Annotated in this window: 13 protein-coding genes and 1 other RNA gene; 5 read left to right on the forward strand and 9 right to left on the reverse strand. The window is 26.2% G+C overall.

The genetic code is table 11. The features are described 5' to 3' along the window. Nucleotides 1-103: 103 nt before the first annotated feature. The 7 genes from ACTCCZ_RS12690 to ACTCCZ_RS12720 form a co-directional block, all read right to left on the reverse strand. Nucleotides 104-2641, reverse strand: coding sequence for a tetratricopeptide repeat protein (locus ACTCCZ_RS12690; protein ID WP_079580312.1), 2538 nt, complete (start codon nucleotides 2639-2641; stop codon nucleotides 104-106). Next, complete coding sequence (locus tag ACTCCZ_RS12695) at nucleotides 2642-3589, reverse strand: hypothetical protein (RefSeq protein ID WP_079580313.1); 948 nt, start codon at nucleotides 3587-3589, stop codon at nucleotides 2642-2644. 34 nt (nucleotides 3590-3623) lie between these two features. Beyond that, on the reverse strand, nucleotides 3624-4745 hold the full coding sequence (gene ppk2, locus ACTCCZ_RS12700; protein ID WP_079580314.1) for a polyphosphate kinase 2: 1122 nt from the start codon (nucleotides 4743-4745) through the stop codon (nucleotides 3624-3626). 2 nt (nucleotides 4746-4747) lie between these two features. Further along, a complete protein-coding gene (gene ppk2 / locus ACTCCZ_RS12705) occupies nucleotides 4748-5563 on the reverse strand; it encodes a polyphosphate kinase 2 (protein WP_228145364.1) in 816 nt (271 codons plus the stop codon). A 127-nt stretch (nucleotides 5564-5690) separates the two neighbouring features. Further along, nucleotides 5691-6827, reverse strand: a complete 1137-nt coding sequence (nspC, locus tag ACTCCZ_RS12710) for a carboxynorspermidine decarboxylase (protein ID WP_079580316.1) — start codon at nucleotides 6825-6827, stop codon at nucleotides 5691-5693. Beyond that, nucleotides 6811-6987 carry a rubredoxin gene (gene rd, locus ACTCCZ_RS12715; RefSeq protein WP_079580317.1) on the reverse strand — a complete coding sequence of 59 codons (177 nt, stop codon included), beginning with the start codon at nucleotides 6985-6987 and terminating at the stop codon, nucleotides 6811-6813. Before rd ends, nspC begins: the two co-directional genes overlap by 17 nt. 63 nt (nucleotides 6988-7050) lie before the next feature. Continuing rightward, a complete protein-coding gene (locus ACTCCZ_RS12720; protein WP_079580318.1) occupies nucleotides 7051-8253 on the reverse strand; it encodes a saccharopine dehydrogenase family protein in 1203 nt (400 codons plus the stop codon). A 147-nt stretch (nucleotides 8254-8400) separates the two neighbouring features. Between ACTCCZ_RS12720 and ssrA the strand changes: the two genes are divergently transcribed. Then, nucleotides 8401-8796: a transfer-messenger RNA gene (gene ssrA / locus ACTCCZ_RS12725) on the forward strand. A 207-nt stretch (nucleotides 8797-9003) separates the two neighbouring features. Continuing rightward, nucleotides 9004-9183, forward strand: coding sequence for a hypothetical protein (locus ACTCCZ_RS12730; RefSeq protein WP_131828695.1), 180 nt, complete (start codon nucleotides 9004-9006; stop codon nucleotides 9181-9183). Here the strand turns inward: ACTCCZ_RS12730 and ACTCCZ_RS12735 are convergent. Then, on the reverse strand, nucleotides 9178-9813 hold the full coding sequence (locus ACTCCZ_RS12735; protein ID WP_079580320.1) for a GNAT family N-acetyltransferase: 636 nt from the start codon (nucleotides 9811-9813) through the stop codon (nucleotides 9178-9180). The two genes, ACTCCZ_RS12730 and ACTCCZ_RS12735, sit on opposite strands and share 6 nt — an antisense overlap. 5 nt (nucleotides 9814-9818) lie before the next feature. Next, a complete protein-coding gene (locus ACTCCZ_RS12740) occupies nucleotides 9819-9986 on the reverse strand; it encodes a hypothetical protein (RefSeq protein WP_159445758.1) in 168 nt (55 codons plus the stop codon). 332 nt (nucleotides 9987-10318) lie between these two features. Here ACTCCZ_RS12740 and ACTCCZ_RS12745 point away from each other — a divergent pair, with 332 nt between their 5' ends. The 3 genes from ACTCCZ_RS12745 to ACTCCZ_RS12755 all read left to right on the forward strand — a co-directional run bounded on the left by ACTCCZ_RS12745 (nucleotide 10319) and on the right by ACTCCZ_RS12755 (nucleotide 12535). Next, nucleotides 10319-10519, forward strand: a complete 201-nt coding sequence (locus ACTCCZ_RS12745; RefSeq protein ID WP_079580321.1) for a hypothetical protein — start codon at nucleotides 10319-10321, stop codon at nucleotides 10517-10519. A 153-nt stretch (nucleotides 10520-10672) separates the two neighbouring features. Next, entirely contained in the window at nucleotides 10673-10825 is a 153-nt protein-coding gene (locus tag ACTCCZ_RS12750; protein ID WP_159445759.1) for a hypothetical protein, read from the forward strand. 660 nt (nucleotides 10826-11485) lie between these two features. Further along, complete coding sequence (locus tag ACTCCZ_RS12755; protein WP_322853532.1) at nucleotides 11486-12535, forward strand: zinc-binding metallopeptidase family protein; 1050 nt, start codon at nucleotides 11486-11488, stop codon at nucleotides 12533-12535. Nucleotides 12536-12648 lie beyond the last annotated feature (113 nt).

Genomic DNA, 12648 nt, shown 5'->3' on the forward strand with positions numbered 1-12648 from the left:
CTCAGTTAGCTATATTTTTCGAGGGAAGATTAGACGAGTTTTTAGAGGTGTAACTTTAGTTACGATTAGTTACTTGACACAGATTTTTAAACGGTCTCTAAATCTAGCCTTTTAGTCTTTGTATTACAACTTTTGGAATTTTGTTTTCTTTATTTGCTTCTTTCATAAGTTCTATATACTTTTTATAGGCTTTTTTTGCATTAAATCTATCATAACTATCCCAGTATGCATCACCTAAATTATAATAAGCAACTACTCTTTTAGGATAAACTTCTAAAACCTTATTTAATAAATATACTGCTTCATCACTTTTTCTTTTTTGTTGTAAATAGTAAGCAATATTATTATATAAAGTAACCGTTTTACTACTAATTGGTATATTATTTGTCAATTTTAAAAAATAAATCAAATCATAATCTTTTAAAGCTTTTCTTGATTTTGTTTGTATATCTTTTTCTAGATATTTCAAAACTTTTCTTTCATTTGTATTTATACTTTTAAAGCTATCATTCACACTTACTTTTTGCATAACTTTTTGAAAATATCTTAAGTTACCACACTCTTGAATTAAATCTTTATAGTAATTAGTATTAGAGTACTCTTTTTCAAGCTTTTTGAAAAACTCTCCATAACCTTTAACTATATATTTTTTATAATCATTTATACTAAAATAATACAACCTCTCAAATGAGTAAGAATCATAATTTTCGTAATAACTCTCTTTTTTAGAGTTTTTTAAATCATATAAAGCCAACTCATTTTTTGCAAGTGAATATAAAATCTTTGCTTTTAATTCACTATTCTTTGAAGTTTGCAATGCTTTTTTATAATGATTTATTGATGTTTGTATTCTTTCTTTTTCTAATTTTAAACTTTTAAAACTATAGCTACTTTTATAAATAGTTGTTAATTTTGCTGAGTTTCCAAAATAACTTAGATTATAAATAGCTGTTGCATACTTATAGTTTGTCAAAGCATCATTTGGATTATTTTTAAGTATTTTTTCAAGGCTAAGTAAGTGTTCTAAAATCTCTTTAATAGTTTCTTGATACTTTTCACCTTTTCTATTATTCCCTTTTATTGAGTTTTCAAAAATACTAAAAGTTACTTTATCATTTAAAATTTCACTATTTGTATCTAATGCTTCTTTAAATTTAAAGTTGTTTATCAATCCATACACTTTCGCATTTTCAAGTGTTTTTTGAATATTTTTATTTTTAAGTTTTAAAACAATATAGTTTTCAAAACTATTATTTGTTTTATTTTTAATTAATGCATCAATTTTATTTACTCTATTTAAATCTAAACTTCTTTCATCAAAATAATCCATTTGTGACATAAGATAAGATTTGAACATTAAATTACTATTTTTATATAGTGTTTTTAACTTATAAAAAGTATATTTCTCAACAGATTTAAAAGTACAACTATTATTTGATAAAAGGTTTAATTTTTCATATATTTTTTTCTCAATATCACTATTTACTTTTTTAATATCATTTAAAAAAAGTATATAATCTAAATTTTGAACCTCATGAGAAGAACTATATTTTTCTTTTAAAATACTCAAATACTGTTTTGCTTGTTTTATATTATTTTGATAATATGAGAAAAAACCAAGTGTTAAATTTACTAAATACATATCATCTTTTTTTACAGTTTTTAAATAGTCTATAAAGTTCGTATAATCAATCTTTTCATTTTTCCCATAAAGATCATTTTCAATATCAAAAAAGCTTTGAGATTTTAATAATGCTTTATATAAAAGCAACTCATAATATTTACTATTTATATCAAGTTTTGCAATATTTTTAAGTTCATGGATAATATTTGCATTTTTACTTAAGCCTCTTATTGCGTATAGTTTTGCTATTTCATCTTTATTTTTACTAAGATTAACTAACTCATCCCACTGTTCTTGTGTTTTAATATACTTAAAATTATAAAAGGCTAAATGCCAGTTGATTCTATCATTTGAGAATAGTTTTGAAAACTCATAAGTTCCTTTTACAATTTCACCTTTTTTAGTAAGTGCTCCTGCATAAATTCCAAGAATCCAATCATCAATAATAGTTTTATTTTTATCATCTAAAAGATAGCTATATGTATTATAAATATCTAAAGGTTTTAAGTTTTTATAATGAGCCAATCTCAAAGCTAGAAAAAAATATCTTTTTTTTAAATAATTAGATTGTACTTTTTCTAAATTTTCCAAAGCTTCTTCTATTAAAAACTCTGGTTTTATAGCATTTTCTTTCTCTTTTTTTGAATAATAGTTATAAAAAGATGATGCTACATGTATCTCTTGCTTTTTTACAAAAGCCAAATATCTTAGTATCTCTTCATCTTTTATCAAATCAACTTGCTTATTTTTATAAATAATATTTTCAATTTGTTCTTTTGAGAGTTTATTATGTAATTGCTCTTGCCATAAGCTTAAATTTGCTTCTTTTGCTCTTTTTCTATAATCATCAATTATTGTATTGTAAGTTGAAGCAAACTCCAAGTTTTCTTCATATTTTGCAAAAGGATAATCTCTTTTTTCTAAAAATAAAAATCTTCCATCATCATACCAAAATCCACCACACGAAAATAAAAATACTTTGAAAAGTATTATCATAAAAAATGTTCGAATAATCATCTATATACCTTTTAATAACTTTTGTAAATCATATTTATTTTTATATTTTATTGTATAAAAAACTATCTCATCAAATCTATTATTACTTATTTTAAAAAAATCTTCTAATGCAATTTTTAAATCTTGTTTTTTTGAATCTTCAAATCTAAAAATATCACCTTCATAAACATATCTGCCTTTAAAATAGTGACTTTGTAAAACTTTAAAATATCCATTTTTAAGCTTTTCAAATTTTTCATCAAAATCAGTTTGAACTATACCCTCAAAAATATCAAGTGGCTTTTTATATCTAAATTGTACTGCTTGAGAATATAAAGGAAGTGCAAGTTTTAGTTTTAAAGGATATTTATCAAAATTGTATTGATATTTTTTTGCAATATTATTATCTAAAATTGAATTTTTTGTATTATAATCTCCAATATAAGACATATTATAATACATCAATAAACCATAATCCACACTAGGAACTCCAGTTTTTTTATAATACTTAATTTGATGTAACCTTATAGTTGCACTAAGTTTTTTATTAAGATTTGTTTTTAAAAGCTTTAAAAACTCAAAATAGTTAGCCTTGGAATTTAGTGACCAATCACAATCTATTTGTAGTTCATCATAAGTAAATCTATAACTATCTAAAGCTTTTAAAACTTTTGAAGCCAGTTTATTTGCTTTTATAGTTTTCATTGTTTTATTAGTTATATAAATTACAGGAATAAAATTTTTTGGAGGTTTTACATTAAATCTTGTTTTTATAATTTCTAATTTATTAGAATAATCAATATCTAGAACTTTTATATAAAGTTTTTCTTTGTTCTTTTTTATGTTATAACTATTTTCCCAATGATAAAAACTATATATTAAACTATTTTTATTTTGTTTAGATTTATATAAAACTGCTAATAATAGTAGCAAAATAGTAAATAAAAGTATTAAGTATTTTTTTTTCAATATATTTCCAAAGAAAAAAGCAAAAGCTTTTTTCTTAATAGTTTTGAGATTTTCTCATTTGCATTAACTCTTTTTGAACAGAGATATTTATTTTCTCATTTGGTTGAAAATCTAATGCATAATTTCTTCCATCATAATCAATAGAATTTAAAATAATCTTTACAGCTTCCAATCTTGCTTTGTGTTTATCATCACTTCTTACAATATGCCAAGGTGCGCTTCTTGAGTTTGTTCTTCTTAACATCTCATATTTTTTTTCAGAGAATTCAGTCCATAAATCTTGTGCTTGCATATCAACTTCTGAAAATTTCCATTGTCTTAAAGGATCATTAATTCTTCTATCAAATCTTCTTTTTTGCTCATCTTTTGACACAGAAAAGTAAAGTTTAATTAAAACCATACCTTGTCTTACTAAATCTTGTTCAAAATTAACAACATCTTCCATAAAAATCTCATATTCTTCTTCAGTACAAAATCCAAAGATTGGTTCAACCATAGCTCTATTGTACCAACTTCTATCAAATAAAACTATTTCTCCACCTGTTGGAAAATGTTCAATATATCTTTGCAAAAACCATTGGTTTTTTTGTGTTTCAGTTGGTTTACCAAGAGCTACAACTCTATAGTGTTTATTATTCATATATCTTGTAATTCGTCTAATAGCACCACCTTTTCCAGATGCATCCCTACCCTCAAATAAGATAATCATTCTTTTATTTTCATTTTCAAGATAATTTTGAAGCTTAATAAGCTCTATTTGATACTGTTTTAACTCTTCTGCATCATATAGTTTTTGAACACCATCTTTTATTACTTCTGAATCTAAAGTTTCAAAGTCACCTAGTAATGATTTTAAAAACTTATTCTCTTCTTGTATCTTTTCTAGTTTTTCATTATCACAAATATTATCATTATTTGGTTTTACTTCAATTTTTTCTTTTTTCTCTTGTATAACTATTGAATCTTTAAACTTTTGCATCAAGTTTAAAGCGCTTTTTTTTGTAAGATTATCTTTTTTTGTATATCCTAAAACCTTAACATATCTTTTTCTTTCATGTTGGAATCTTGCAATATACTTTTTTCCAAAAGTCGGATGGGCAACTTTTGATACATACAATCCACTATAGTTTGTTTTCTCAAAATCACTTAAGTTCATCTTTATTCAGCCTTTGCAAATTTATTTTCTTTTTCCATTAATTCTATTTCTCTAGTTCCATCAATTACTATAGTTGGATCTACTTTTATTTTTTTTGAATCAATCTTCTTAGGATATTTTACTTGCGTTAAAATATGTTTAATACAATTGATTCTCGCTTTTTTCTTATTATCACTTCTTATTATTGTCCATGGTGACATATCCGTATTTGAAGCCATAAGCATTGAAAATTTAGCAACAGTGTATTTATCCCATAAGTTTTGTGACTCTTTATCTACAGGAGATAATTTATACTGTTTTAAAAGATCAAATTCTCTTTTTTTAAATCTTCTTGCTTGTTCTTTTTTTGAAACTGAAAAATAAAATTTCAAAAGAGTAATCCCAGATTTTACAAGCATTTGTTCAAACTCTGGAACTTCTTTTAAAAACTCATGATGTTCTGCTGTAGTACAAAATCCCATTACAGGTTCAACTCCTGCTCTGTTATACCAACTTCTATCAAATAAAACTATTTCTCCAGCACTTGGAAGATGCTTTGTATATCTTTGAAAATACCATTGAGTAGTTTCAATATCACTTGGTTTTTCTAAAGCAATAACTCTTGCACCTCTTGGGTTTAAATGTTCAGTGATTCTTTTTATCGTACCACCTTTTCCAGCTGCATCTCTTCCTTCAAAAACCATAAGAACTTTTAGACCTTTTTCTTTTACATACTTTTGAAATTTCAAAAGTTCAATCTGTAAGGTTGTTAACTCTTTTTCATACTCTAAAGTCTCTTTTTTAACCCAAATTTGAACTTTTTTCCCTTTCTTTTTCATCTCTTTTCTTTTTCTTGAAAAGTTATTTGGTTTATGCTTCTCATCTTTATTTGTATCTATTTCTTCTTGATCCTTGAACTCTTCATTTATAATACTTCTATCTCTTCCCATACAATATATCCTCTAGTTATAATCTTGCCTCATAATTATTATATCCAAAATTTTTTACAATTTGGTAACAACTATTGTCTTTTTTTATAACAATTGATGGTAACTTAATTCCATTGAATGTAGTTGTTTTAACCATAGTATAATGTATCATATCTTCTAAAACTATTTTATCCCCCGTTTTTAGAGGCTCATCAAAAGAGTAATCTCCTATAATATCACCGGCTAAGCAAGTATTTCCACCTAATCTATATCTATATTTTTTTTCATTTGCTAAAGCACTATTTCTTATATCAGGTCTATATGGCATGGCTAAAGTATCTGGCATATGTGCCTCAGCAGAGGTATCCAAAATAGCAATATTCATCCCATTTTCTACAATATCTAAAACTGTTGCCACTAGGTACCCTGTTTGCCACCCTACTGCTTCTCCTGGTTCTAAATAAACTTTCAAATGAGGATATCTTTGCTTAAAATCTTTAAGTAAATTAATAAGTCCTTTAACATCATAATCCTCTCTTGTAATATGATGTCCTCCACCAAAATTTACCCACTTCATAGAAGATAAATACTTAGCAAATTTCTCTTCAAAATTCTTCAAAGCTCCTTGTAAAGCATCAACATTTTGCTCACATAAAGCATGAAAATGTAATCCATCTACACCATCTAACTCATCATCAAAAAAGTTTTTCTTTGTAATTCCTAGTCTTGAATAAGCACCACAAGGATTATATAAATCAACTTCAACAGATGAATATTCTGGATTTACTCTAAGACCAATAGATGCTTTACCTAAAGCTTTCTCTTTAAACTGTTTTAATTGATTAAAAGAGTTAAATACAATATGGTTTGATAAAGATACAATCTGCTCAATCTCTTCTTCTTTATAAGCAGGAGAATATGTATGTACTTCTTTTTTGAACTCTTTTGATGCCAATATAGCTTCATGAAGTCCTGATGCACAACAACCTTGTAAATATTTTCTACAAAGTTCAAAAGTAGATTGCAAAGCAAATCCTTTTAAAGCTAAAAGTATAGTTACCCCAGCTTCTTTTTGTACATGAGAAAGAAGCTTTAAATTTTTTTCTAATAAAGCTTCTTCACAAACAAAACTTGGACTTGGTAATTCATTTATGTTATTAACTATTTTCATCATTTTCAATTGCTTCAAAATCCTCTTTTGTTACCCCACAGTCAGGACACTGCCAATCATCTGGAATATCTTCAAAAGATGTTCCAGACTCAATTCCACCATCTGGATCTCCAAGTTCTGGATCATAAACATAATCACAAACTATACAGATATATTTTTGCATAATAGACTCCTTTATGTTTTGTTTATTATGACTTAATTAAGACTTATAAATACTTAAATAAAACTACTCTACTGGTAATTCTAATATTTTCCAAGGAAGACCTTGAGTCATCAACTCATCCATAAAAGGTTTTGCTTCAAACTCTTCAATATTAAATACACCTTTTGATTTCCATATACCTTTGTATAACATTTTTGTTCCAATCATAGCAGGTACTCCAGTAGTATAACTTACAGCTTGTGCTCCTGTTTCTTTATAGCACTCTTGATGGTCACATATATTGTAAATATAAACTCTCTTTTTTACTCCATCTTTAAGACCTTCAATAATACATCCAATATTTGTTTTACCAACTGTTCTAGGACCTAAACTTGCAGGATATGGTAATAGTGTAGTTAAAAATTCAATTGGAGTAATCTCTACGCCTTTATGCATAACTGGTTCAATTCCTAACATACCTACATTTTTTAAACAATTCATATGAGCTATATATGAATCACCAAATGTCATAAAAAATCTAATTCTTTTTAAACCTTTAATATTTTTAGATAAAGACTCTAACTCTTCATGATATAGAAGATATGAGGGCTTAACTCCAACTTCTGGATAATCATGGTCAACTCTTATTTCTAATGGTTTTGTTTCAATCCACTTACCATCTTCCCAATATCTACCATTTGCAGATACTTCTCTTAAATTTATTTCAGGATTAAAATTTGTGGCAAAAGCATATCCATGGTCACCTGCATTACAATCCATAATATCTATATAATGAATCTCATCAAAAAGATTTTGTTGAGCATATGCACAAAATACACCTGTAACTCCTGGATCAAAACCACTTCCTAATAAAGCCATAACATTAGCATTTTTAAACTGCTCATCTCTTGCCCATTGCTCTTTATACTCAAATTTAGCCTCATCTGGATGTTCATAGTTCGCAGTATCAACATAATCAACACCTGCTTTTGTACAAGCATCCATGATAGTTAAATCTTGATAAGGTAATGCTACATTTAATACAATCTTAGGATTTACTTTTTCAATAAGTTTTATTAACTCAGGTACATTATCAGCATCAATAGATGCAGTTTCAATATCAACTCCAACTCTTTGCTTGATATCTTTAGCAATATCTTCACATTTTGAAACTGTTCTTGAAGCTAAAGTTATCTTTTCAAATGTATCAATATTCATAGCACACTTTACCGTGGCAACTCTACTTACTCCACCTGCACCAATAATTAAAATACCTTTTTTATCCATTTAAAATCTCCAATTAAAATATTCGCAATTATAGACTTTTTTTAGTAAATTATAATTGAAAGTAGAAGAATCAAATAAAGATAAATAAAGATTTTCATATTTATATTAAGTTTAAGCTTATTACGATAGAATTCACTACTTAATTATGGGGATGATATGGCTTCGATTAGAGCATTGAGGCTTGATTGCATGTCGGCCTGAGCATGCCGTTACGCGGCTCATTTTTTTTAGACGCAAACAATACAAATTACGCTCCAGCTTACGCAAAAGCTGCGTAAGTTTAACAACTTATAGACTCCCTTCGGGTTGAGTCTTTGGAGACTCGCACTACTGATTCTATCTAAGTAGATTATCGCGGGTTCACCCTAGATAGATTACTTTTAAAGGATTGATTTGACTTTAAAAGGACACTTTAAAATCTTAGCTTTTTAGTTGCCTTGCAGGTTGAGCTGCTAGAAAGTGAAATTTTTCAACCTCACTAAGCATGTAGACGTCAAGAGTAAATGTTTTAAGACTCCGGTTCGATCCCGGACATCTCCACCAATATTAATAATTATGCTTTCTAAAATTTATTACAGTAATTGCAAAAGTTCAAAAATAAATACCCTATAAATGTCAAAAATTATAAAATCCCTAACAAATAAAGATATTAAAACTGCTAAACCTAAAGAAAAGTTATGAGCTTTGGAGTTTACCAATATATTGGAAATGAATTTTGAAAAAAAAGTTATAGATATATCAGGTAAAAAAATGAAAACTAAAAAAGATTTTATTTTGTCTTTAGCAAAACAAGCAATTGAAATATTAAAAAAGAAACTTGAATATCAAAATAGACATACTACTCATGAATTTAGAATTATATTCTCAACAATAGCACATGAGAAAAAAGAGTTAATGCAATGGTGGGCTGATTGCTTGGATACCTTATGATATTTTGCTAAATATATCTTTTTCTGTATCTAAATTACAAATTTCACAAATAGCAATATAATTAGCTATTGTTTCTTCCAAAAATCTACTAGATTTTAATTCTTTAACAGTAGGTATTTTTTTTATCATAAATGTTGTATTATAATCATCTGAATAATTTTCTATAGAAATAAAATTAGTTTTTTCATAAAAATTAATAGCACTATTCTTTGAATCAACAACAATTGCTTTACAACCTGTACTTTCTTGTTGAATGAAAGCTTTTATTTCGGCAAATGCAATTAAAATCTTACCAAAATTTTTTCCTTGAAATTCATCACAAATTGCTAGTCTAGTAATTTTTAAAGTAGGTATAGGATATTTCATACTACTACTTACATTCAATAATTCTTTTGCTTCTTGGCAATCACTTTCTATTACTGTATTAGAAAATGATATATATCCAATAATTTTATTAGTTTCTTGAATGTTTTCTAATAAATAAGTAATAAAACATCCATCAGTTGTATGTTTATATGCCATTGTATTTAGATATGTCTTTAAAGGTTCAGTAGATATATTAATATCTTTTATAAGTTTTTTGAATTCACCTTTTGTATAATTACTAATTTGCGTAATTTTTAAAGGCATTTAGATTATAAGCTTTTTAGTGAACTTGTAACGCTTTTTAAAAAATTTAAATTTTTTTCAGTAATTTTTTTCGTCTCGTCTATTAATATAGCAGAAACTTTTTTTGCATCATTACCAGAAACTTTTACACTACTTTCAGCTTTAGCATTTTGATTTAAGTGTATTACTGCCACAAACGATCCTTTTCGAATTTATTTAAAGTACTATTTCAATTTTATAAATATATTATACTATATTTTAATAAACAAGTCAATTACTACTTTGACTCACTTTATTTTAAAAGTATTTAGATTTAGTTCAAGATTCTATAAAATAAGCATTATTTATTATTGTGAGTAACTTTGAAAAAAAAGGTATGCATTTTTGGGTAAGAAAAACTAAATAACTTTTACTTACTTATTATATAAATATATATATTATTTTTTGTTAAAATAAATCAAAAGGATTTTTTTGAAAACAAAACTACTTTTATTAAATATACTTTTATTGTCTTCTATAAAACTAAATGCAAAGTTTAGGCTATTTAGACCCTTATATTCCAATTCCTGATGAAATCAGAAACCACCATATTTTTATTAGGAAAATAAAAAAAGAACTTGCTATAAAATACCCTGATGATGAGTTTTTAAAATCATTAGACAAAGAAGAAAATTTAGAGATTTTCTACTTATACGCTTGGTATGAAAGATATGGAATCAATAAATAAGTGTTCGCAAGTGCGAACAGAGAAAGTCACTTGACTTTAAGCAACTGAAACTAAGCAGTTATTCTGTTCGTGCTTAATTGTATCAAAGCAAAGTTAAACATAGAATAAAATTAGTTTTAATGTTTCAAAAGCCCTTAGAATGGCTTTGTGCATTTGCTACATAATATCGAGATTTTACAGCTTATGTTTATAGATAATGAATTAGTGTTACTGTATGACTTCTCTGCTGCTGAGTTATTGGATATTGAAACTATTGAGCAAAAGGCGAGAAATAAACTTCTTGATACTAAAGAATTTTTTGAATAACAAATAGATATAATTAAAATAAAAAGGATTTCCCCCCCATGAAAAAAACCAATCAAGTATCAAAAAAGAAATTATTTGAATATTTAATAGCTCCATTTTTTATCTTATTTGTGGCAATATTAATTTTAATTTTTATTCTAGGTAAGACTAGCAATGGGTATCTTATTATTCCTTTATTTATGTCTTTATTCTTATTTTCTTCATTTTCAAAAGAGACAAAGCTTCCAAAGCTAATAAGAATTTATTATTTTATAATTAGTGTACCATTAGTATTTATACCTATTTATTCTTTTATTATTCATTTTTAATTTTTATATTAAACAATAAGAGTTTAAACTCTCATTGTTTGTGCTTCATTAGTGCCTGTAAGCCTCCCCAAATATTGGACTAAATGAAATAGAATAATTATGCTAAAATTTACTTGAAAGTAATAATTATAAAACAATTTTAGCTCATGAGTTATCACATATATCTAAAAGAGATGCAGCAAAAGAGTTACAATATAAATTAATTAAATCATATTCATCAATTGAAGATATAGTAAAGTTTATAAAAAATATTAAAGAACTAGAAAGAACTTTATAATTTTTTTATTTAAATTTAATCATTAGTATTATTTAATATAATTAACAAGTTTACCTAAGGTAAATATATTTTATTATGAGAAAAAAAATGGAAGAGTTTTATGACACACTAAAGCAACTCATTAGAATACCTAGTGTTGTTGGGGCTGAGCACTCTTTTTTTATGTTTTTAAAAAGAGAACTTGAGGATTTAGGTATTAAAGTTGAGTATTATGATGGATTACTTGTTGCAAAAGGTGAAGAACCCCAAAGCGGTTATATTTCTGCACATGCAGATAGACATGGATTAATTTGTACAGGTCATGATGAGTTTCAATATGCTGCTTTTGTTGCAAAAAATAAAGCCGACTTAAAAGGAAATTCAAACTCTGAGGAGCTATTACAAAACTTTGAAATGAGATTTATAAACCAAAAAGTTCAAGCTTATGAACCATGGGCAGGCACTTATTTGGGTATGGGTACCATAAAAGATGCTTTTTTATGTAAAAGAAGAAATAATATTATTTTTAAAGTTGAGGGCTTAGATTATTTATTTCCAGGAACACCAATTGCTTTTTTAGATAAGCTTAAAATTAATGACAATCTATTATCAGCTCAAATTGATAATGTTCTTTGTGTTGCTATGCTTATTCATATGTACCAATTAGGTTATAAAGGAACAGCATTTTTTACAGCTGCTGAAGAAGCAGGTAGAAGTTGGAGATTTTTACTTGAATATTTTAGAAGATTTGACATAAGTACAAATGAGCTTTTAGTTCTTGATACTAGTCCTTATAAAAATATAGAAACTATTAATCATCTTGATATTGTACTTAGAAATAAGGATGAAAATTCATATTTTCGTTCTCCTTTAAAAGCTAGAATAAAAAAGATTGTATTAAAAAATAGAATAAAATATCATTATAAAGATGAACATATAAAAAATCAGATGAAACAAGAAAATACAAAAGTTTCTTTAGGTGTTACTGAACTTGGAAGAATTATAAAAGAGAGTAAAAATAGTATTCAAGGTACAACTTTACAAGTTCCTACTATTGGATATCATACAGTAGAAGAGACTACTTCAAAAAAATCAATTGAAGCTATGATTACTATCTTAAAAAACTTATATTTACAAACAAAATAAGAAATAGTATTTACGAGACCGTTTAAAAATCTGTGTCAAGTAACTAATCGTAACTAAAGTTACACCTCTAAAAACTCGTCTAATCTTCCCTCGAAAAATATAGCTAACTGAGA

It is taken from the genome of Malaciobacter sp., from assembly GCF_055140965.1.